Annotated in this window: 17 protein-coding genes; 12 read left to right on the forward strand and 5 right to left on the reverse strand. The window is 31.2% G+C overall.

Translation table 11 applies throughout. The features are described 5' to 3' along the window. Positions 1-82: 82 nt before the first annotated feature. Positions 83-2098 (reverse strand): M3 family metallopeptidase, encoded by a 2016-nt coding sequence (locus tag CELLY_RS10595; RefSeq protein WP_013621673.1) that lies wholly within the window; start codon positions 2096-2098, stop codon positions 83-85. A 201-nt stretch (positions 2099-2299) separates the two neighbouring features. Between CELLY_RS10595 and CELLY_RS10600 the strand changes: the two genes are divergently transcribed. From CELLY_RS10600 to CELLY_RS10610, 3 genes are all read left to right on the forward strand, one after another. Beyond that, complete coding sequence (locus CELLY_RS10600) at positions 2300-2914, forward strand: Crp/Fnr family transcriptional regulator (RefSeq protein WP_013621674.1); 615 nt, start codon at positions 2300-2302, stop codon at positions 2912-2914. Positions 2915-2994: 80 nt separating this feature from the next. Next, positions 2995-4539 (forward strand): DUF5018 domain-containing protein, encoded by a 1545-nt coding sequence (locus CELLY_RS16735; RefSeq protein ID WP_013621675.1) that lies wholly within the window; start codon positions 2995-2997, stop codon positions 4537-4539. Between the two features lie 11 nt (positions 4540-4550). After that, a complete protein-coding gene (locus CELLY_RS10610; protein ID WP_013621676.1) occupies positions 4551-5456 on the forward strand; it encodes a zinc metalloprotease in 906 nt (301 codons plus the stop codon). Between the two features lie 326 nt (positions 5457-5782). On the opposite strand, the gene purE is transcribed toward CELLY_RS10610, so the two are convergent. After that, on the reverse strand, positions 5783-6268 hold the full coding sequence (gene purE, locus CELLY_RS10615) for a 5-(carboxyamino)imidazole ribonucleotide mutase (protein ID WP_013621677.1): 486 nt from the start codon (positions 6266-6268) through the stop codon (positions 5783-5785). 3 nt (positions 6269-6271) lie between these two features. Beyond that, positions 6272-7426 (reverse strand): 5-(carboxyamino)imidazole ribonucleotide synthase, encoded by a 1155-nt coding sequence (locus CELLY_RS10620; protein ID WP_013621678.1) that lies wholly within the window; start codon positions 7424-7426, stop codon positions 6272-6274. A gap of 127 nt (positions 7427-7553) precedes the next feature. On the opposite strand from CELLY_RS10620, the gene CELLY_RS16910 reads away from it, so the two are divergent. The 7 genes from CELLY_RS16910 to CELLY_RS10645 all read left to right on the forward strand — a co-directional run bounded on the left by CELLY_RS16910 (position 7554) and on the right by CELLY_RS10645 (position 12959). Next, on the forward strand, positions 7554-8660 hold the full coding sequence (locus CELLY_RS16910) for an adenylate kinase (protein ID WP_013621679.1): 1107 nt from the start codon (positions 7554-7556) through the stop codon (positions 8658-8660). A gap of 38 nt (positions 8661-8698) precedes the next feature. After that, complete coding sequence (gene obgE / locus CELLY_RS10630) at positions 8699-9700, forward strand: GTPase ObgE (protein WP_013621680.1); 1002 nt, start codon at positions 8699-8701, stop codon at positions 9698-9700. Positions 9701-9802: 102 nt separating this feature from the next. Further along, a complete protein-coding gene (locus CELLY_RS10635) occupies positions 9803-10327 on the forward strand; it encodes a DUF4136 domain-containing protein (protein WP_013621681.1) in 525 nt (174 codons plus the stop codon). Positions 10328-10516: 189 nt separating this feature from the next. After that, complete coding sequence (locus CELLY_RS17295; RefSeq protein WP_013621682.1) at positions 10517-10651, forward strand: hypothetical protein; 135 nt, start codon at positions 10517-10519, stop codon at positions 10649-10651. A 191-nt stretch (positions 10652-10842) separates the two neighbouring features. Further along, positions 10843-10977 carry a hypothetical protein gene (locus tag CELLY_RS17300; protein ID WP_013621683.1) on the forward strand — a complete coding sequence of 45 codons (135 nt, stop codon included), beginning with the start codon at positions 10843-10845 and terminating at the stop codon, positions 10975-10977. Between the two features lie 147 nt (positions 10978-11124). Beyond that, positions 11125-12213, forward strand: a complete 1089-nt coding sequence (locus CELLY_RS10640) for a sensor histidine kinase (protein ID WP_013621684.1) — start codon at positions 11125-11127, stop codon at positions 12211-12213. Next, on the forward strand, positions 12210-12959 hold the full coding sequence (locus tag CELLY_RS10645; protein ID WP_013621685.1) for a LytR/AlgR family response regulator transcription factor: 750 nt from the start codon (positions 12210-12212) through the stop codon (positions 12957-12959). The genes CELLY_RS10640 and CELLY_RS10645 overlap by 4 nt, the downstream gene beginning before the upstream one ends. 186 nt (positions 12960-13145) lie before the next feature. On the opposite strand, the gene cls is transcribed toward CELLY_RS10645, so the two are convergent. Continuing rightward, a complete protein-coding gene (gene cls / locus CELLY_RS10650) occupies positions 13146-14603 on the reverse strand; it encodes a cardiolipin synthase (protein WP_013621686.1) in 1458 nt (485 codons plus the stop codon). A 50-nt stretch (positions 14604-14653) separates the two neighbouring features. Beyond that, positions 14654-20689, reverse strand: coding sequence for an alpha-2-macroglobulin family protein (locus tag CELLY_RS10655; protein ID WP_013621687.1), 6036 nt, complete (start codon positions 20687-20689; stop codon positions 14654-14656). A gap of 253 nt (positions 20690-20942) precedes the next feature. On the opposite strand from CELLY_RS10655, the gene CELLY_RS10660 reads away from it, so the two are divergent. After that, complete coding sequence (locus CELLY_RS10660; protein WP_013621688.1) at positions 20943-22301, forward strand: UDP-N-acetylmuramate--L-alanine ligase; 1359 nt, start codon at positions 20943-20945, stop codon at positions 22299-22301. 70 nt (positions 22302-22371) lie between these two features. Further along, entirely contained in the window at positions 22372-24468 is a 2097-nt protein-coding gene (locus CELLY_RS10665; RefSeq protein WP_013621689.1) for a hypothetical protein, read from the forward strand. Positions 24469-24534: the final 66 nt, after the last annotated feature.

Below are 24534 nucleotides of genomic sequence, written 5' to 3' on the forward strand. Positions count from 1 at the left end.
TTAGTTACTCTTTTATAAATAAAAAAACCAGGATAATAAGTAAATTATTATCCTGGTTTTTATGTTTTAAGTTTATTGTAATTTACAATAAGCCTGCTCTTTCTAATAAAGCTTCAACTTTTGGTTCTGCACCTCTAAAACGTTTGTATAAAACCATTGGGTTTTCTGTGCCTCCTTTAGACAATACATTGTCTTTAAATTTAGTAGCTACGTCTTTGTTAAAAATCCCTTCTTCTTTAAAGTAAGCAAATGCATCGGCATCTAAAACTTCTGCCCATTTGTAACTGTAATACCCAGAAGAATATCCTCCTTGGAAAATATGAGAAAAAGCAGTGCTCATACAAGTTTCTGCTGTGCTAGGGTATAAATCTGTGCCTGTAAACGCTTTATCTTCTTGTGCTTTTACATTTGTAAAGTTTGTTGGGTCTACACCGTGCCAAGACATATCTAACAGGCCAAAACTTAGTTGGCGTAAGGTTTGCATACCTTCTTGAAAAGTAGCAGATTCTTTTATTTTTTGAACCAACTCCATTGGTATAACTTCACCTGTTTGGTAATGAGTAGCAAAAAGCTCTAAGGCTTCTTTTTCATAACACCAGTTTTCTAAAACCTGACTTGGTAACTCTACAAAATCCCAATACACAGATGTGCCAGATAAGCTAGAATAAGTGGTGTTTGCTAGCATACCGTGTAAACCGTGACCAAACTCATGAAACAATGTAGTAACCTCGTTAAAAGTTAATAACGATGGTTTAGTGTTTGTAGGTTTTGTAAAATTACATACGTTAGATATATGCGGACGTACGTTTACACCATCTTTTATATATTGTGGTTTGTAAGACGTCATCCAAGCACCACCACGCTTGCCAGATCTTGGGTGAAAATCTGCGTAAAATAAAGATACAAAAGTATTTTCTGCGTCAAACACCTCATATGTTTTTACGTCTTCATGGTATTTGTCTACATTGGTAACTTCTTTAAATTGTAAGCCAAATAATTTTTCGGCTACTTTAAAAACACCAGCAATTACATTTTCTAGTTTAAAGTAAGGTTTTAGTATTTCATCATCTAAATTAAAGAGTTTTTGCTTTAGTTTTTCTGAGTAATAAGCACCATCCCATTTTTGTAATTGGTCTATACCATCTAATTCCTTAGCAAAATCTTCAAGCTGTTTAAACTCGCGTTCAGCAGCTGGTTTTGCTTTTTCTAATAATTCGTTTAAAAAAGAATGTACTTTTTCTGGCGTTTCAGCCATACGTTCTTCTAGTACAAAATTTGCGTGTGTTGCATACCCAAGTAAATTGGCACGCTCGTGGCGTAATTTTGCTATTTTTAATACATTTTCTTGGTTGTCTAACTCATCACCTTTAAACGCTTTACTGCCAAAGGCTAATGATAATTTTTTACGAAGTTCTCTGTTTTTAGCATACTTCATAAAAGGTATATAGCTAGGATAATCTAATGTTATTAACCAACCATCTAAATCTTTAGATTTGGCTAGTTGCGCAGCAGCTTCTTTTTCTCCTTCTGGCAAACCATCTAAATCTTCTTCATTAGTTAAATGCATTTTAAATTTATTGGTTTCTGCCAATACATTTTCTCCAAACTTTAGTTTAAGTTTAGATAATTCTGCATCTATTTCTCTAAGTCTAGTTTTTTTATCTTCAGCCAAGTTTGCTCCGTTTCTGCTAAACCCTTTGTACCTTTTGTCTAACAATGTTTGTTGCTCTACAGTTAGATCTAAATTGTCTTTTTGCTCATAAACAGCTTTAACTCTTTTAAATAAAGCTTCGTTTAAAGTAATATCATTACCAAACTCAGACAATAAAGGAGAAACTTCTTGTGCTATTTTCTGAATTTTTTCATTAGTTTCCGCAGAATTTAAATTAAAAAATACGCTTGAAATACGGTCTAATTGCTGACCAGCAAAATCTAGAGCTTCAATAGTATTGGTAAACGTAGGAACTTCTTTATTTTCTGTAATAGCGTCTATTTCTGCTCTTGCATCTGTCATAGCTTGTGTAAAAGCAGGCATAAAATGCTCGTTTTCTATTTGGGAAAACGGTGCAGTATCAAAAGGGGATAATAATGGATTCATTAATTGTATACTTTGTGTGTAAATTAGTGTTTTATGTTATAACAAAGTTATTAATTAAAAAACGAATATTTTACTAGCTCTATTTTTATTCTAGCATAGCTAATTACAACTATTAAAATACAATTTAAAAATAAGTTAACATTGTAAATATAAGTTGTCTTTTAAATAAAAAATATGTTTGCTTTTTTTAATAGTTAGATAATGATTTGTAAAAAACTAAAGGATGAGGATTTTAAAATTTTGTATGATTTTTTTAATAACTCATATAAAATAAATGAAGAAATATTTAATGTTGTTAAGAGTTTTTGTATAAAAAGGGTTTATCAAAAAGGGGAATGTATACTTAAAGGAGGAGAGATAGAGCAATATTCTAATGTTGTAATTAAAGGTGTAGTGCATCAATACATTGTTGATATTGATAAGGAAGTAACGACAAATTTAACCCCGGCAGGTTTAGGTTTTAATAGTTTAGTGAGCTACGTTAATCAAGTGCCTACAGAAGAAATACAAGAAGCATTAACTGATGTTGAATTAATAAGTTTAAAGAAAGAGCATATAGAAGAAATACTTAAAAATTATAATGAAATAGGAATTCTTCTATACAGACTGCATGAAGATATATTGTTAGACAGAGAAAATAGAATGCATTTGCTACAATATAGGAGTGCAGCAAAACGATTTAAATATTTTTATGAAAATGTAGAAAGGTCTAAATTAATTATACAGCATACACCAGATAAGCATATAGCTAGGTATTTAAAAATGAATCCGCAACAGTACAGTAAGGAAAAAAATATTTTTTATAAAAGTTTATAAGCAATAGTTATCTGTACATAACTTATTGTTGATCTGAAATAGTTTGTTTTGTCCTATTAAAAAATCTAAACAAAACATTTATGAAATTCCCAAATTTTACCATACTACTTTTAACCATACTACTGTTTTTTGGTTGTTCTAAGGAAGAAGACAAACTACCACCAGATCCTGTAAAAGGAGATTTACAAATTTTAAGCTTTCAGTTTTTAGCAGATAACAACTCTTCAATATCAAATGACGTAATAGGTGAAATTAATGAAGATGAAAATAAAATTTATTTAAGTTTACCATTTAATACATCTGTAACTTCATTAACTCCAACAATAACAATTACTAATGGTGCTACAATCACCCCTGGTAATAATAAAACACAAGATTTTTTAGAACCTATAGATTATGTGCTTTCTAAAGCTGGGCTTAACAACGTTACTTATTCAGTTATTGTAACTTTAGAAGAAGAGCAAGAAGAAAGTGATGCTTCAATTTTAAACTTTTCTTTTTTAAAGGAAAATAATGCTAGTTTATCTGATAATTATGAAGCTGTAATTGAAAATAATGAGATTAAATTACAAATATCAGAAAAAGAAGATTTACAGAGCATTATTCCAATAATTGAAATTTCCGAAGGAGCTACAATATCACCAACAATTGATACTGGTATAGACTTTAGAAATGATGTTGTATTTACTGTAACCTCTGAAAACGGTGAAGTACAAAAAGAGTATACAGTAAAAATAGTAAGGTTAAGGAGTGTTAAGGATGTTGTTAAATTTGAGGTTACTATTGATGATAAAGCATTTGAAGCAATTATTAATAATGATTTAAATGAGATTAGATTGAAAGTTCCTGAAGGTACAGATATTACCAGCTTAACTCCAGAAACTCAATTGTCAGATAAAGCTGAAGTCTCACCTTTAAGTGGAACATCTCAAAATTTTTCTAATCCTGTTATTTATACAGTAACAGCTGAAGATGGTTCAGAAAAAGAATATACTGTTTATGTGGGTTTTTTAAGTCCTTTAGAGTCAGATAGGCAGTTTTTAGAAGAATTGTATAACGTAAACGAAGCTTATAACTCACCATCATTTTATTTAGATTGGGATTTAGAGGCCTCTACAATGCAAAACTGGGAAGGCGTTACAATTGTTGATGGTAGAGTGTCAAAACTTGTGATTTCTGGAGTAAGCATCAATGAAATTCCTGTTAGCATAACCGCTTTAAATCAATTAAAAACCTTAACTATTTCTGGAAAAAGTTTAGCTATTTTACCACCAGAAATAGGGAGCTTAGAACATTTAGATACATTGACTTTATACGATAATCAGTTAACAAGTTTACCCATAGAAATAGGAAACCTACAGTCTTTAAAAGGATTATTTTTAAGAAATAATTTATTAGAACAATTACCTGTAGAATTAGGAAACTTAAATAATTTATCAATTTTAGAAGTTCAAAATAATAATTTAAACAAATTACCAGTAGAAATTTCTAATATTCCTAATTTGCTGTTGTTAAATATTACCAATAACCCTTTAACAGAAATACCACAAGAAATATGTGAAATGACCACAGAAGGAGGAAGACAGATTACAATTTCAAAAGATACTGACGATGAATGCAAGTAACAAACTCACTAATGAAAAAGTTTATAATTGTTTTTAGTATAGTACTTATTTACGCATGCAGTAAAACAGATGCAGCGGACAATATACCAGACGTAGTACCTGATGATGAAATTATTACCATACCCGTGGTTGTTCATATTGTTAATTATGCTCCAAATCCTTTTGATATTAGTGATGAAAAGATTTTTTCACAAATAGCTGTACTCAATAAAGATTTTAGAAAGCGAAATGTAGATGTTACTAATGTACCTGATGAGTTTGTTCATTTAGCGGCAGATACTAAAATTCAGTTTAAATTAGCAGTTATTGATCCTTTAGGTAACGCAACAACAGGCATAATAAGATCATCTAGCGAGGTTACAGGTTGGGACGGAAAGACATCTGTGTTTGATGAAACAGCAATAGAAAATTTTAAACTTTATTATTCAGATAAAGGAGGCCAAGATGCTTGGCAAAAAAACTATTTAAATATATGGGTTGCAGATTTAAGTGATCGTCATGGTAATTTGGGTCTAGGAGGTTATGCAACTTTTCCTGGAGCAGACCCAAGAATAGATGGTGTTGTAATAGATCCAAGAGTATTTGGAACCTTACCTCCTTTAATTAAAAATTTTGATTTAGGAAGAACGTTAACTCATGAAATAGGTCATTGGCTTAATTTACTACATATTTATGGTAAAGACGGAGATTGTGAAGAGGGTGATTTAATAGATGATACTCCCACTCAAAAATCACAATATTTAGGTGTGCCTAGTTATCCTCAAAATTCATGCGAAACAAATGATATGTATATGAATTTTATGGACAGGGTTAATGACAATGCAATGTATATGTTTACCCACGGTCAAAAAAAAAGAATGCGTTCTGTATTTAATAAAAATAAAGCAAGGAGGTCTTTGTATATAAGCTCAAAATAATTGTAAACAAAACATTTATATTAATTGAGAGGTAATCTTTTTACATAAAATTTTATTCTAATTCAAAAGATAAAGGTGAGAAGGTAATCCCAGGTTTTGGAAAAATAGAGAGTTATTACAAAAAAATACTTATCCTGAAATATTTAAATTTGATATAAGCATTAATTTTTACTTCTTGGAAGGAAGGTGCACCATAAACACAAAATTTGTAAGGTTCATGATGTAGTTTTAACATAAGATGTTCTTCATAAAAAATCTAAAGGAAATAGTTATTTAAGAATACAATAAAATAAAAAAGCAAGTACAGTAATGTACTTGCTTTTAATTTATTTGTTTATGCTTTTAGCTCCTTCAATAACTTTTTGTTTTAATCCTTCTTTGTAAAAAATAACTTTATCTAACACACATTTATCTGACGCTCCAATAATTTGTGCAGCTAAAATACCTGCGTTTTTTGCACCATTTAAAGCAACAGTTGCAACTGGTACACCACCTGGCATTTGTAAAATAGACAAAACAGAATCCCAACCATCTATAGAGTTGCTACTTTTTACAGGAACACCAATAACTGGTAAAGGAGACATAGATGCTACCATACCTGGTAAATGTGCAGCACCACCAGCACCAGCAATAATAACACTATAACCATTTGTATGTGCATTTTTGCTAAAGTCGAATAATTTTTCTGGGGTACGGTGAGCAGAAACAATATCTACATCTACCTCAATATCAAAACCTTTTAAAATATCTATTGCGTCTTGCATTACAGGAAGGTCACTTGTGCTTCCCATTACTACGGCTACTTTGCTCATAATTTATTCGCTTATTACTTTAATTGTATTTTTTACTTGCTCTGCTATTTCACGAGCCTTATCTATATCTTTATTTACAATAGTTACGTGTCCCATTTTACGAAAAGGTCTTGTTTCCTTTTTGCCGTAAATATGTGGTGTAACTCCTTCTAATTTTAAAATGTCTTCCATATTTTGGTACACTACATTGCCAGTATACCCTTCTGCGCCAACAAGGTTTACCATAATACCAGCTACTTTACTTTTTGTATCGCCTAATGGCAAACCAAGTATAGCACGTATATGTTGTTCAAACTGGTTGGTGTAGCTAGCTTCAATACTATAATGTCCACTATTGTGTGGTCTAGGGGCAACCTCATTCACTAATATTTCATCCTCATTTGTTTGAAACATTTCTACAGCCAATAAACCAACGTGTTTAATTTTATCTGCTACTTGCAAAGCCACTTTTTGTGCTTTTTGGGCAACAGCGTCTGGTATTCTAGCCGGACAAATAACATATTCTACCTGGTTGGCTTCTGGGTGAAACTCCATTTCTACCACAGGGTATGTTTTAACTTCTCCGTTACTACTACGAGCAACAATTACAGCAAGTTCGTTTTTAAACGGTACCATATCTTCTGCAATACACTCTACATTTGGCAAACCTTCTAAGTCAGAAAAATTACGTACAACTTTAACACCTTGGCCATCATAACCAAACTGTGCACATTTCCAAACAAACGGAAAACTTAACCCTCCATTTTCTATACTGTCTTTAATTTCACTGGTGTAAGCAAACCTGTGAAAATCTGCAGTAGGTATATTATTGTCTACGTAAAATAATTTTTGAGTAGCCTTATTATGTATAATTCGCAAAGCACTAGTTGGTGGGTATACTTTTTTACCTTCGTCTTCTAATTTTTCAAGCGCAGATAAATTTACGTTTTCAATTTCAATAGTAAGTATGTCTACCGTTTTACCAAAATTGTAAACGGTGTCAAAATCTAAAATATTACCCTTAACAAATTGATTGCAAGCTATGCTAGATGGTGCATCTTCTGAAGCCTCTAAAACCTTGGTAAATATGTCTAGTTTACGGGTTTCATAAAGCATCATTTTTCCTAATTGGCCACCACCTAAGATGCCCAGTTTAAAATCTGAAGAAAAAAAGTTCATTTTTGTAATTTTAGCAGTATTGTTAACTTGGTAACAAAAATACACTTAAATCTTAAAACTGCTCTTGTATATCCTAAAAAGAGAAATCAAAATGGTATATTTGCGCTTTTACTAAAAGAACATTCAATTGATTAAGCTACACGACAAATATTTTAGACCTTATTTAACAGAGCAAGAAATATTAGCTGCAGTTAAAAAAATTGCAGGTCAGATTGCCGAAGACTATAAAAACGAGACTCCGGTATTTATTGGTGTACTTAATGGTTCTTTTATGTTTGTAGCAGATTTATTAAAAGAGTACCAACACAATTGTGAGGTTTCTTTTGTTAGATTAAGCTCTTACAGTGGCTTGTCTTCTACAGGTATTGTAGAAACACTTATAGACGTGTCTGATACTATAGAAGGTAGAAGCGTAATAATACTAGAAGATGTTATAGATACTGGCCGTACTGTAAAACAACTAGTGCATATGTTTAGCAATAGTAATGTAAAGGAGTTTAAAATTGCAACATTATTTTACAAACCATCTGTATATTCTGGAGAGTATAATATAGACTATGTAGGTATAGAAATACCAAATAAATTTATTGTAGGTTACGGGCTAGATTATAATGAGCTTGGTAGAAACCTAAGAGAAGTGTATCAACTAAATCAAAATAATATGATAAATCTTGTACTATTCGGGAAACCGGGAGCTGGCAAGGGCACACAGGCAAATTTTTTAAAAGAACAGTACAATTTAAAACATATTTCTACAGGAGATGTGTTTCGTTACAATATAAAAAATGGTACAGAATTAGGTACGTTGGCAAAATCTTTTATAGATAAGGGTGAGTTGGTACCAGATGAGGTAACTATAAATATGTTAAAGGAAGAAGTAGAAAAAAATCCTGATGCTAGTGGATTTATTTTTGATGGTTTCCCAAGAACAACAGCACAAGCAGAAGCATTAGATAACTTTTTATCTACTAAAGATATGAAGATAGATGCAACTATTGCTTTAGATGCTAATGATGAAGTTTTAATACAGCGTTTATTAGAGCGTGGTAAAGTTAGCGGTAGATCTGATGACCAAGACGAAAGTAAAATTCGTAACAGGTTTGAAGAGTACAACCAAAAAACAGCTCCTTTACAAGCGTATTATAACAAGCAAGGTAAGTTTCATACCGTTAATGGTATAGGAGAAATAAAAGAAATTACAACTAGGCTAAGTAAAGTAATAGATACTTTATAACCTAAACACTTATTATATTAATTCCATAACCTAAAACAATGACCGAGGGTAATTTTGTAGACTATGTAAAGATGACGGTTTCTTCTGGTAACGGAGGTAAAGGCTCTGTGCACTTGCATAGAGAAAAGTATATTACCAAGGGTGGTCCAGATGGTGGTGATGGTGGCCGTGGTGGTCATATTATTTTACGTGGTAATAAAAACTTATGGACTTTATTAAATTATAAAGTACAAAGGCATTTTAAAGCCGGACACGGAGAACACGGTAGTAAAGGCCGTAGTACAGGAGCAGATGGCGAAGACGTTTTTATGGATGTACCATTAGGTACCGTAGTTAGAAATACAGAAACTAACGAAATTGTTTTAGAAGTTACTGAACACGGAGAAGAAGTTATACTACTTAAAGGTGGTTTAGGTGGCCGTGGTAACTGGCACTTTAAAAGTAGTACCAACCAAACACCAAGGTATGCACAACCTGGTTTACCTGGAGAAGAAATGCAAATTACCTTAGAGCTAAAAGTATTAGCAGATGTTGGTTTAGTTGGTTTTCCTAATGCAGGTAAATCTACGTTGCTATCTGTATTAACTTCTGCAAAACCTAAAATTGCAGATTATGAGTTTACTACATTAAAACCAAACTTAGGAATTGTAAAGTACAGAGACTTTCAGAGTTTTGTAATGGCAGATATTCCTGGTATTATAGAGGGTGCTGCAGAAGGTAAAGGCCTAGGTCATTACTTTTTAAGACATATAGAGCGTAATGCTACATTATTATTTTTAATACCTGCAGATAGTAAAGATATTGGTAAGGAGTACAGAATACTTTTAAATGAACTTAAAAGGTATAATCCAGAACTTATAGATAAAGAACGTTTTGTAGTAATTTCTAAAAGTGATATGCTAGATGATGAACTTATTGCAGAAATGAGTGCAGAGTTAGATAAAGATTTAGACGGTGCTACTTATATGTTTATTTCTTCTGTTGCACAACAAGGATTACAAGAGTTAAAAGATAAATTGTGGCAACAGCTAAACAATTAATGAGTTACATTGTAGGGTATTATTAAATCTTTTTAATAACTTTAAAAGACCATACCTCTTATTTATACCGTATAATAAGTAAGATTAATTAAATACATACTAATGAAAAACTACATATCTCTACTATTTATTATACTGTTGGTTTCATGCAATACTGTACGTGTAAATTATGATTATGATAAAGATTTAGACTTTACAGCGTATACTACTTATGGTTTTTATAGAGATATGAATACTGGTTTAAATGATTTAGATACCAAGCGCCTATTAAATGCTATAGAAGATGTTATGCGCACCAAAGGTTTTAAATTGGCAGAAGAACCAGAACTTTATATTAACATTACTGCACAAGTATATAAAGGAGCACCAAGCAACTCTGTTGGTGTTGGCTTAGGTGGTGGCGGTAACAATATTGGTGGCGGCCTATCTGTAGGAGTTCCAATTGGTGGTGCCCAGTTGCAACGCGAAATTACCTTTGACTTTATAGACGTACAACGAGATGCTTTGGTTTGGCAAGCTGTAAGTGTTAGTGGTTATAAAGAAAACCAAACCCCAGAAGCCAAAGAACTTAAACTACTGCAAATAGTAGAAAAAGCACTAAGTAAATACCCGCCTAAGGTAAAATAGTTGTTAGTTTGTTTGCTGCAAACTAAGTAGTTATGTACTGCAAATACAGCAATTTCAATTCAATTCTTCAAAATTACCGTTCGCAATTCTTAAATTACCGTTTGTCATAAAACGGATTTTTTTAGGGATAAGTTGCTATACCTTTACATCATAATTAAACAACTAATAATAACCTTAAATTTTAGTATTATGAAAAATAGAATAGCAATCATCAAAAAAGCAGAACAAATTAAAGCCTTATTAATATGTAGCATTATAGCAATAGTGCCAGTATACCACGTAGGCTACAAATTAGGCGGTGCTATTGTACAGTTATTTGTGTAATAAACCAAGGTGTTAACGTGTATTACCGTTTAGGTTTTAAATACTACCGTTCATCATAAATTACCTAAAAAGACATTTAAACTATTTTATTTTTGAATCATCAATCAAAAAACAAATCATCAATCAATCAACAACAGTTCATTAATAAATAGTTCATCAATCAAAATCATCATTTTTAAAAACTAACAGTTATGCAGAAACCAACAACCCAAACCCAAAAAGTAAATACAATTGCTTATGGTATTTTAATTAGCACTTTTGCACTTGCACTACTTTTTGGTTTAGGTTACAACTTTGGTAAACTTTTGTACTACTTAGGATTTTAAAAACAACTAATCAACTATTAACCATCAATCTAAAAAAAACATTATGATACTACTAGCAGAATTATTGATTGTCGTAATTTTAAACATTATCGCTTAAACAAAAATATATAGCCTTTACAGCGTATTAATGTATTAGAATAAAATTTAATGAAACTTATAAATAACTGGAAATACTGGGTTTTTGCCTTAATAGGGTGGTTGGTTTTAATACTATCTACACTAACTTTTGACAAAGTCTCATACGGATTAGAATATGCAAACCAAAATGAATATTACGGTTATATAGGTTACTTAATAGGAGAAGGTATTGCATGTGGCTTACTAGCATATGCAATGTCTTTTATATTGTTATATTATATAGAAAAGCACATTACATTTGGGAACCTTAAAAAACGAAATGTAGTTAGTTTGGTATTGCTTTTTATTGGAGTTCAAATAATATACTCTTTAATTTTATGGCCAATGTTAGATGTGGTTCAGAGTATTTCTAGTTTTGAATCAGAGAAAAGCTTAACAGACTCTATAAATTGGTTTATGCGTTTAACAAATATACCATTCTTTTCTGCAATGTTTGTGATATGGATTTTTATAGTATTAGTAATAAAAGCTTATGACTACAACAAAAATATTACGTTAAAACAGTTTAAACTAGAGGGGAGTTTAAAAGAATCGCAATTAAACTCTTTAAAAGGACAAATTAATCCTCATTTTATGTTTAATAGCTTAAATAATATTAGAGGATTAATGTTAGAAGATGTTGGTAAGTCTAGAGAAATGCTTACAAAACTGTCTGAAATGCTTAGATATTCATTAATTAAGAACGATGTAAATTCTATTGCTTTAGAAGAAGAGTTAGATATGGTAGAAAACTATATTGCTTTGTCTAAAATTCAGTTTGAAGATAGATTAGAATTTGTAAAAGAAGTAGATCCTAATTCGCTTTCTGTGTCCATACCTCCAATGATTATACAGTTATTGGTAGAAAATGCGGCAAAGCACGGTATCGCTAATTTAATTAAAGGAGGCACAATAACGTTAATAACTAACAGAACCCATGATTATTTACATATAATAGTACGTAATACGGGTAAATTAAAAATAGCAAAAGGTTCTACGCAATTAGGGCTTAAAAATATAAAACAACGACTACGGTTGTTATACGGAAACTTAGCAGAGTTTTCTATAGGTGAAGTAAATGAAGAGGTAGTAGCAAATATTAAAATACCAATGGTATGAGTATGATTAAAGCAGTTATAGTTGAAGATTCTAGATTGGCTAGAAACGAGTTAAAAGAATTGATTAAAAACCACGGCGATATAGAAATTGTTGGGGAGGCAGAGAATGTAGATGAAGGTTATAAATTAATTAATGAAACCCAACCAGACTTATTGTTTTTGGATATTAATATGCCAGAAAAAGATGGATTTGAGCTCTTAGAAATGTTAGATAAGGTGCCAATTACAGTGTTTACTACAGCTTTTGATGAATATGCCATTAAATCTTTTGAGTATAATGCCTTAGATTACATTTTAAAACCTATAAACGCTAAGCGTTTTGCAAAAGCTATAGAAAAAGTTAAGGCACAACTAGAGGGGGCTACAACAGAAAATGGCCAAGAGAATGCAACCAATGAAGCTAAAGAAAAACTAACAGAAAGTAGTCAGATTTTTATAAAAGATGGAGACAAATGTTGGTTGGTTAAAATAGGAGATATCTCTTTGTTTGAAATAGTGGGTAATTATACACGTGTTTATTTTAAAGGAGAAAAACCAATGTTGTATAAGTCTTTAAACCAAGTTGAAGAAAAATTACCAGAGCATAACTTTTTTAGGGTTAACAGGCAACAGATTATAAATGTAAATTACATTGCTAATGTTGTACCGTGGTTTAATGGTAAACTTAAATTAACAATGAACTCTGGTGAAGAAGTAGAGGTGTCTAGAAGACAGTCTTATATTTTTAAAGATAAAATGAGTATTTAAAAAAGATGCTAAAAAGTAATGACTAAATTGTGGGGAAAAACCACTACTTTTTATACATCTCTTCAGGAAATTAGCCATTAAGTAGGCTTGTATATTTTTACTATCTAATAGTGTATAATTGTATACCTACTTTAAAGTTAATTAAAAATATTTACTTTTTAGTATAAAGTATTGTAAAACAATAAATTATAACATTGGTGATAACAGTTTTGCTATTTTATCTCCTAATCTAATATACCAAGGTCTATTAATCCATTTTTCTTTGTCTATTTGTTCTGCATCTAATAGATCGTTGTAAAAAGTTTTGGTTAATTCAGTAGCAATTTCTTCATCATACACAATAGCGTTAACCTCAAAATTAAGTTCAAAGCTTCTGTTGTCCATATTAGCCGTACCAACAATAGCTATTTTTTTATCTGTAACTATAGTTTTTGCATGTACAAACCCTTTTTTATAGCGGTAAACTTCTACGCCTGCATTTAATATTTCTCTGTAATATGCTCTAGAAGCAGCGTTTACTAAAAGGGTGTCTGACTCATAAGGTACAAGTAGTTTAACTTTTAACCCGCTCATTGCAGCAATGTTTAAAGCATCTAATAAACTTTCTCCAGGTATAAAATAAGGTGTGGTAATTAGTATTTCTTCCTCAGCTAAATAAATGGCTTGTAAAATAGAATATAAAATTGTTGGTGAGTTAGAGTCTGGTCCGCTAGCAGCAATTTGTACCAGTTTTGTATCTGTGTATGCAAATGAATTAAAAGGTACATACATCTCTTTCTCTAAAATTAAATTTTGGTTAGAGCAAGAGTTCCAGTCCGATAAAAATATATACTGTAAATAAGTTACCGCCGGACCTTCTAATTTTAAGTGCGTATCTCTCCAAAAAACGGCATCTGTGGTTTGGGTAGAGTTTACATAATTATCACTTACATTTATACCTCCAACAAAACCAATTTTACCATCTATAACAATAATTTTTCTGTGGTTGCGGTAATTAAGACTATTAGCAAAAGCTATTAACTTTATTTTGTAAAAAGGTACAGCTTCAATACCAGCATCTCTTAATCTTTTACTAAGCGTTTTTCTTATTTCAGAACTACCATAATCATCATAAATAAACCTAATTTTAACACCTTCTTTTGCTTTTTTTAGAAGGAGTTTTTCTATGGTATTACCAATTTTATCGTCTCTAAAAATATAATATTCTATGTGTATATGATGCTGGGCTTTTTCAATAGCTTTTAAAACTTCCGGAAATTTATTTTCACCATTGAGTAAAAGTTTTACAGTATTGTTATTTGTAAGCGGACTAGCAGTATCTTTCAATAATAAGTTAACCAATTCTGATCTGCTTTTTGCAGGCTCATTACCATTTTCTAAAACTTCTTTAGAGTGTGCTATTATTTCTTTTTCTAAAACTTTTCTTTGTTTAGAGTCTAACAAAAATTTGTTAGCATACATTTTATGTTTTCTGTAATTTATACCAAATGAGAAATAAATAATAATACCTAAAAAAGGCAAAAACACTGCGCCTAATAAATAAGCAAGTGTTTTTGTAGTGCCTCTAGTATCATAAATTATACGCAAACATGTAAATAATAATAAAAGTGCGTATAGTATTTCTAACAACAATATCCAGTTCATAAAAAACAGTTTATCTTGTTAAGATAAGCAATACATTTGTTTAACGTCTATTATTTGTTAACAGAAACTCGTACGCCTTCACTATGGCTACTAAATTCTGGAGCATACATACTTTGTATTGTTGTAATACCATTACTAAAATCACCCGCGTTATTTACACGCAAGTTATACTCAAAAACATACACTCCTTTAGGTAAATAGTCAAAAAAGAAATTAGTGCTAGCATCTTTAGTACTTTCATAATAACCTAAACCATCTTGCCATTTGTATCTAGATAGTATATTTACAGGTTCTAATCCAGAGGCTCTCATATCTTTCATATGAACAAATTCCATTGCTCTGTCTGCTCTAAGCTCTATACGTACTTTAACCAAATCACCTACAGCAAGTTTTGTGTTTTTTGTTATTTCAGATAACTGCTCGCCAGTATTGGTATTCTTTTGTAAGAACAGTTTTTTAGCTAATTTTAGTGGTGTTTCTGCAGATGTTATTTTGTCTAAATTTTCAAAATACTGCCAATACATAGCTCCCCAAGCAATACCGTTACCTTTTTTGGTGATTTGTACATCTGCCATATTTGGTTCTATTTCTTTACCGCTCCAACTAGTTTTGTAGTAACCTGTACCAGCTTCTACTTTAACATTATCTAGCTTACTAGGGTCTATTTTTTTATCAGCTACTAAAACATCTACTGCATCTGTTACAGAAAGCCAATCACTACCTTGTAACAGCAAAGCATAAACAGCTTCTGTTGTAGCTTTTGTTGTTTTCCATTGGTTAGTTTGTTTGTTTTTAAGTAACCAAATTTTAAGATTGTCAATTGTTTTAGTGTCATTCTCAATTTCTGTAAAAGCTTCAATTAATAATGACTGGGTTTCTATTGGTGCTTGGTACCAATACCAAGAACTGGTGTTTTCTTTCCAATACATACCCAATTCATCTGAAGTAATGCTGTTTTGTTTTAAAGATTTTAAAATCTTTTTAGCAGTAGCAGCTTCATCCATTCTATGCAAACTTAACGCAAGCAAGCCTTTGTTGTATAAACTGCGCTTGGTCCAGTATTTTTTAGCTTGCCCTTTGTAATATGCAGTAACTTCTCTTGTTTTTTTAGACGCTTTAACATCCGGATAAAAACTACGCATATATAAATAATGTAGTTGCATATTACTTAAATGGTCACTGTTTAAGTTAGAGCTATGTTTTTTCATATACTCATACTCACTTACAAATTCATTATCTAGGTAGGTAATAGCTTTTGTAATCATTTGCGCAACATCTTTGTCTTTTTTATTCAATGCTTTTAAGGCATCTAAATGCCCAAAACCAGCAATAATATGTTGCGTTATATACCTACTTTCATTACCACCGTTAAACCAAGCCCAAGCACCATTATTGGTTTGGTTGTTTGCTAATTTACGAACCACTGCTGCTTGTTCACTTTTCATTTTATTTAAATTAAAAAGTAAAGCAATACGTTTTTTTTGTTCTGTTTCAGATTGTGCATCTCGTAACCAAGGAGTTTCTTGAATTAAAATTGATTTTAATTCCTGGTTCTTTTCTAAATTACTTAACAATGCATCAGAATTTGCCCATTGCTTAAAAACTTCCTGTATTTTAGGAGTACTATTTGCAATATGGCTAGCCAATGTATTTGCATAATACCTAGAGAATAACTGCTCATTACACTCGTGCGGATACTCCATTAAGTATGGTAATGCCTGCACAGCATACCAAGCCGGATTAGATGTAATTTCTAAACTTAATTTATGGTTTGTTAATGTTGTAGATGTATTATTTTTTAATTTGTCTAAGCTGAATTTTTTAGTTTGATTGCTTCTTACCCACATTGGTAAAGTTTCTGTTACCAACATTCTATTGGTAAGTACAGGAAGTAAGTTTTGCTCACCATCACTAAAATTACCTGCTTTGGCAATAACCGTATATTGTACAGCCTGAAGATTTTTAGGAATTTCTATAGTCCATGAAACCTGAGTGTTGCCTTTTGCATCTACAGAGAAGTTATTTTCTGTAGTAGATGTAATTAATGTAGCTGTAATATTTTTACCAGTAACAGCATCTTTAAGCTCTAAAGTGGCTGCACCAGATAATTTTTTGTCTGTTATATTGGCAATTTTAGAGCTAAAAATAAGCTTGTCTCCTTCACGTAAAAAACGTGGAGCATTTGGCATAACCATTAGCTCTTTTTGTGTTACAGTTTGCAGTGTTGTTACAGCACTTTCTAAACTCTTGGTATGTGCTAATAACTGCAATTTCCATTTAGTTAATGCTTCTGGTGTTGTGAAATTAAATGAAACATTACCCTCTTTATCTGTTTGTAAATGAGGAAAAAAGAATGCTGTTTCTTGTAAGTTTTTTCTAATCTTAACTTCTTCTTTTTTAGCAGGAACAGATGCAGGAGCAGTGCTATCTTTTTTAGATTCTACAGGACTACTCATGGCATCATCTAATGCGCCAGAAGCACTTTCCTCTACTACAACTATTTCTTCAGTATCTTCTGCTACCATTTCCATAGCAACAGGTGATGTAGATTTTCTCATCATAGACCTGCGGTTATAATAAGAGTTACCTATGTACAAGTCATACCATTTAAAAGAGTCATAATCTTGACCTTTATATAGGTATTTATAGGGTTCGTTAGTATAAACTCTAAACGAATTTGAAGAGAAACTTACATATGCATTAGTCCTTGTTTTTGAGGAGTGTGTTTGGTAGTTTATTGGGTAAAAGTACCAGTTATGACCTCTAAATTCATCTAAAGAAGCATCATACATACTGGCAAGTATTTCTGCAGCAACCTTATCTCCTTTAGGACCTTTAATTTTAAATTTCCAAGTTTCATCTGTACCTGGTTTAATTTTATCTCTAAAGGTTACTGTTTCTATTTCTAAAGATGTACTTGGGTAAGGCACATTAATATATACTATACCATCATTATAAGAGTTGTATGCAGTAAAAGAGTAATTAATAGATAAACCACCCATATCTTCTTTAGTTATTGGCAATTTAATTGTTTTAGAGTTGTTGTTAAGTGTCACTATTTTTGTTTCTACAGGCTTATTACCTCTGTCTATGTATAAAGTAACATACAATGGTGTAGCTGCTGATAACAATTTAACTTCTACATTATCTCCAACACTGTAACTGTTTTTATCAATTTTTATATTAAAAAGTTCATTGTCTGCAGTAGTTTTATCTTTTGCACTGTACAAGCTTGTTATAGCTTTATCTGTAACTGTTTGTCCAAATTTGTCTTTTGTTTCTAGTTCTATAATATATTTTCCTGAATCCCATTTTTTAATAGTTGGTAAATTAACTATAGCAGATTTTTCAGTATCAAAAGTAGTGCTCCATAATAGTGGACCCTTGTCCCAATCTTTTGGTTGTTGTTTTTTATATATTTCATTAGGAAATTTGTCATTAAAAATATCCTCATCCATCTTATAGTCAGGTGCAGACCAAGGTCTACTACGTTTAACATTTTTAGGCGCCTGTAATTTATATATTTTTAAAGATCCTTTTGCTGCAGCAAATTGTCCGTTTAAATTGCTTGTGTTTACATATAGTACACTGTCTTTTTTTGTTTTGTCTATTTGCGAGTTTACATTTATAGTGGCGTTTAAACTATGGTAACCAACATTAACTACAGTTGTTGTACTTTTTGTTTCGCCATTAATATCTGTAACATCTGCAGTAATTTCATAATTAAAAACAGGTAAGTTTTCTTTATTGGCACTTTTTTCTGGTATAGCCTTAAATGTAATTTGGTAATTACCATTAGCATCTGTAGTTGTTTCTCCGTGTTTAATTTCTTGTGGTGTGCTATTATAGTAAGGCATTCTCCAATAGTACCAGATAGGGTACCTAACTAATCTTTTTACAGTGTATACAACTTTAGCGTCACTAATTGTACTACCAGCAAAAGCATTGGCTGTACCGTTTACCGTTACCATATCATTAACCTTGTAAGTCTCTGTAACAGGTTTAAAAGTTGTTGTAAATTTTGGACGTTTGTATTCTTCTACACTTATATAGCTAGTACTATTTATTTTATTAGGAGTAGAAATTGCTTCTATAGTAAAATTACCTGTTAAGCCATTGCTTGGTAATATAAATTCACCGCAAAAAGAGCCGTATTCATTTGTAGTTAATTCTAAAGTTTTTACAGCTTGGTAGTTAACATCTTTTAATGTTACCGTAAACTTAGCGTTTTTTAATACTGTAGATTTATTGTTTTTCTGTTGTACTGCTATCCCTTTAAAATAAACAGGTTGTCCTGGTCTATAAATACTACGATCTGTAAATAAAAAGGCATTGTTATATTCTGTATTTTTATTTCTGTTGGCTTTAGTGTATACATTATACGTACCAAATGTAGCGTAATCATCATTACTACTAACCTTAAGTTTTATATTACGCCATCTTTCTTTTGTTTTATGAATGGTAACTATACCTAAACTATTGGTTTTAAATTTTGCGTGTTGCACAGGGTCATCATACGTTTTGTGGTACTCAAACTTAACAGTTGCATTAGCAATTGGTTTGCCGTTAGCCCTCTCTACTACCTGAAAATAATCTTCTGTATCTGTAGATGTATTTACAACAGCCATATCTGTAACTTGTATGGTACTATAACCAAATGTTTTGGTTAGTTTAGTTGGCTCTGCAAGTATAAGTAATTGGTTAACATTTAAACTAGGTATAATAACCTCAATGGTGTGATTTTGATAGTCTTTTTCGTTTTTTAATTTTGTTTTCCAAGTTTTTACACTTTTAAGCTTTTTTATAAACTGTAGCTTTTTATCATTTTCATAAATTGTGTCTAACGTATATAATTGCTTGTCTGAAATAGTATAGGCTGTAAAATTTAAATCGTCTACGTTTTTATAACGTACAAGAACCTTAGCGGGTTTATTGGCTTGTATATAGCTTTCTGTAGTTATGCTTAACTGACTTCTTTTTATTGATGTAATTAGGTCGTTGCACATTTCTGCGGCTCTACTTTTAGGAAACTTTGCTATTACAGTTTCACAAACTTTAATAGCATCATTTTTTTTCCATTTGTTTTCTTGCTCAGCGCTAAAAGGTTGGTAAGTATCACCTTGATTATTGTAGTATGTTGCAATGTTGTAATTGTATAAACCAGAAACGGCATTGCTTTTAAATACGTTAACCATTTTTTTTAAGGTAGATAAGTAGTATTTATCTTTCTCTAAAAAAACAGCATTTGAGTATACAAAATTTAAACGTTCTAAATCTACTTCAGCAAAAGCCTCTGGTGAAGCATCGTTTTTATGAAAATCTAATAAATTTTGATATACTTTTAAGGCTCTGGCTTTTAATGATGTTTTATCGTCTTCGTTAATAGGTAAGCTAATAAAATCTGTTCCACTACAAAGCATATTTTGGTCATCAATCTCAAACTTATCAGCAGGTCTTGTAATGTTACTTTCATCTGTTTTATAAAACTCTAATGCAGTATGAGATAAAAGGTCAAACAAGGTAGGCCTGTATATTTCAGAATCTTTTCTGTTGTTTAATAACAAGTCAAATTCAGTTACTTTTATGTTTTGTAATGTGCTACTATTTTCTAATGATGCCTTAAAATGTGTGTCAATTTCATAAAACAATGTAGTTAAGTCCCAAGTTCTAAAATCTACACTATCTATTTTAGTTTCAGTTGTAGTTCTATTGTAAAATCGATACCTATTTTGTCTAAAATATTGTAAATATAAATTAGCTAAATAACTGTGCAAAACGTTTTTTGTTGGAGAATCACTTTTAGCAATTTCAGATTTAAAATTATTTATAATAGTTAACACAGCATTTTCCTCTAAAACCATTGCATATTTAGAGATGTACAACAATGCCTTTATATTTTGTGGCGAGTTACCTTCTTTTTTTGCTTTGGCAGCAATTAGCTGTACTGTTTCTAAGGCAGATTTAGTCATTGTAGACTTTTCGTGCTTTTCTACGGTTTTCCAAAGTGCGTTAAAACTGTTGTTTTCTTGTGCCATTGCTATGTTTGCAAATAAAATTAGAACTATAATTGACGTTAAGTTTTTCATTACCTGTATGTTATCTTGTTAAGACTTATGAATCTAAATCTGCATTAAAAGTACTAACAAAAATGAGCTTTATAGTACAACTATGCAATTAAGAATGCGTTAACTTACCCTTTAAGTGAGTAAAGTCATCTAAACAAATCAAAAGTAGTACCATTCTAAGTTTTTTACATCCCAATTTACCGTGTAATTGTCTGCAGTGTTTATTTTTTTTATACCTATTTGTATTGTTATCTTTACGGCAATAATTTTACGTATGAAAATTCATTTTATAGCCATTGGCGGAAGTGCAATGCACAATTTGGCATTAGCCTTAGAACACAAAGGATACACAATTACAGGTAGTGATGATGTTATTTTTGAACCTTCTAAAAGTAGGTTAGAGGCTAAAGGATTACTACCAGAATCTTTTGGTTGGTTTGCAGATAAAATTACGGCAGATATAGATGCTGTTATTTTAGGTATGCACGCTAAAGCAGATAATCCAGAGCTTTTAAAAGCAAAAGAATTAGGACTTACTATTTATTCTTACCCTGAATTTTTATACGAGCAAAGTAAAAATAAAACAAGAGTTGTTATTGGTGGTAGCCACGGAAAAACAACTATAACTTCTATGATTCTGCACGTGCTTAATTACCACGGTAGAGAAGTAGATTATATGGTAGGCGCACAGTTAGATGGTTTTGATAGAATGGTGCACTTAACAGAAGAAAACGACTTTATAATTTTAGAGGGAGATGAGTACTTGTCTTCTCCTATTGATAGAAGACCTAAGTTTCATTTATACAAACCTAACATTGCCTTGTTAAGTGGTATTGCTTGGGACCATATTAACGTTTTTCCTACGTTTGAAAATTATGTAGAACAATTTAAAATTTTTGTAGATAGTATTGTTAAAGGCGGAAGCATTACTTACAATGAAGAAGATGCAGAAGTAGTTAAAGTTGTAGAAGCTTCTGAAAACCCTATACGCAAACTAGCATACTCTACACCAGAATATACTATAGAAGACGGAGAAACTTTGTTAGAAACCCCAGAAGGTCCAATGCCAATAGAAGTTTTTGGTAAACACAACCTAAGTAATTTGGCAGGTGCTAAATGGATTTGCCAGAACATAGGTATAGATGAGGACGATTTTTACGAAGCAATAGCAACTTTTAAAGGAGCCTCTAAAAGATTAGAAAAAATAGCGGAAAGTAAAACTTGTGTTGCTTACAAAGATTTTGCACACTCGCCAAGTAAAGTGGCAGCTACTACAAAAGCAGTAAAAGAACAATACGGAAACAGAAAATTAATTGCTTTTTTAGAGTTGCATACTTATAGTAGTTTTAATCCAGAGTTTTTAAAAGAATATAAAGGAGCATTAGATGCTGCAGATGAAGCAGTGGTTTTTTATATTCCAGAATCTGTGGCTATTAAAAAACTAGACCCAGTTAGTCCACAACAAATTAAAGATGCTTTTAAAAGGGACGATTTGCAAATTTTAACTAATGCAGAGGAATTTAAAACCCTTGTGCATAAACAAGATTACAACAACTCTGCTGTTTTGTTTATGAGTTCTGGTAACTACGGAGGCTTAAATCTTAATGAGTTTAAAGAAATTATAGAAGCCTAATTTTTTATTTTTTAGGCAAGTACATCATAAAGTTTAGATATTTTCGTTAAAAGAATATCTAAACTTACTTATGTATATTTCTCCTGTTGACCTTTTAGGAATATCACTAGACCAATTAATGAACTTGGATAGCCGAGGAATTATTAGACTAGAGAAGACATTAAAAATACAAAGATTGCGTTCTGGCGCTAATGCTTACAATCCAGAGCAGGTAAGTAGCATAATAAAACAACTCTCTAACGAAGAACAAAAAAAGTCTGTTTACTTTGTAGAAAAACACAGGTATTTAAAAGAATTTATTACCACTGGTAATGATAGCGGAGAAAAAACATTTGTAATAGATGCTGTCTTAATAGCCAAAACACCAAATATAAAAGAGTTTTTAGAACCATATTTTGAAGCTTATTTTATGAAAATGGTAAAAACGGACTTTGCTGCAAAAAAGTACGATACTATTATTAAAGCAATGCAGCATAAAGAGCTTTTTACAGATCATTTATTAAGCACATATTACCGTTATATAAAATCACAAGCAGATATTATTACCGAAAAAGTAAAAATATCTTCTAACGGAGATCTAATAAGTAGGTGTCCGGAGGTTACTTATAAAACATATATTCATTTACTAAATACGGTTTCTTTAGGTGTAATTACCAAGTCTAAGGCAGACTATGTAAATGCTATGATAGACTATTACAATATTACTAAAAATGCATATCAAGAGTTTCCCAGAGTACAAAGGGCGTTTCGTAATTTTAAGCTCATAGAGGTAGCCAATCAAGAAACAAAAGATTTTTATATAAAAGTAGCCAACCATGTAGGTAGCCAACACTGGGCTTCTCAACAGCAGCAGCATACATCTACCAGAAGAGATACCAAAAAAAGTAAAGGGTCATCTTTTTCTAGCTTAAAAGCAATTGGAATTGTTATTGGGATTATGATATTTCTAGTAAGAGTGGGGCGTATTTTTACATCGTCTTCATCATCATCAACAAATTACTCTACATATAGTTCTCCTAATTATAAAATTCCAACTTTAGAGTTTTCTTACGAGGATGATAAAACCGCATTTTACTCAGACTTAATACACAAAGCAGAAAATGATAGTTTAGATATAAATAACAAAATAATTATAAAATCCGGAACTACACCGTACGCAGCTTCTTTTAAAAGTAATGAAGGACTAAGATCTGGTGATTTTATAAAAGTACTAAACAAAAGAACTAGGCCTTTTATTCTTTTTGAGCATTTTAACGTTATAAAACCAGATTACGCAGCTTATACCAGGCCAAATGACTCTTTTAAAATAATGAATAAAAATTATTTAGAAGAATTGGTTTTTTATATGGGTGATGATTTTGTGGGCAACGAAAGTTTAAAACGAGAAACCTATGGATCATCTACAAAATTAAGTGCTAGTAAAAAGTACTTTAAAAGTGTAAATGAAAAAGAACTGAGCTTTTTAAAAAATAAATACATTATAGATAGTTTAGGAACAAATCCTAATATTGTTGTTTATGATGATGATATTGTTTTTACAGATGTGTTTTACCATTTAGAACCTCATAAAATTTTACCTCCAGAGGTTGAAGAAGTAGAAGAAACTATAATTATGGATAGTGAACCACATAGATATTATGAAGAACCTAGTGAAACTGTTTCAAGAAAAAATAAGGCGCCATTTTTTGTAAACTTATTTAAAGGAGAAGATGTTAGTACTTTAAAATGGAGCTTAAAGAATTTAAAAACAGGGGCAAACCCTTTTCCTAAAATATTTAAGAGTATTAGAAGTAATTCTATTACTGGCTATGAGGTTGTTGTTAATAATACTAGTGCAGAAGACGTTATCCTTTTTGGTGTAAACACAGCGTTAAGTAGAGATCAGTCTACCTATATAAAAAAGAATACTTCTGTAACTTTAAACTTGCATGATGAAGATGATACATTATATATTTATATGGGATCTTATTTTTATCAGCATAAAGATTTTGATGTGAATTCTACCATAAACTCTCCCAACGGATTTTTTAAGAACTCGTCTAAAATAGGTAAAGACTTATCTAAGAAAAGCTTTACCATTACATATTTGGGTGTAAACCCCAGAATAAATATAACTCCTTTTGGAGTAACCTTAGTGGATATTGAGTATGATGAAAATAAGAGTTGATAAAACCACTAAGCATAAAAAAAGAAGGGCTGAATTAAAATTAATTCAGCCCTTCTTTTTTATTAA

The organism is Cellulophaga lytica DSM 7489 (genome assembly GCF_000190595.1).
Lineage (GTDB): Bacteria > Bacteroidota > Bacteroidia > Flavobacteriales > Flavobacteriaceae > Cellulophaga > Cellulophaga lytica.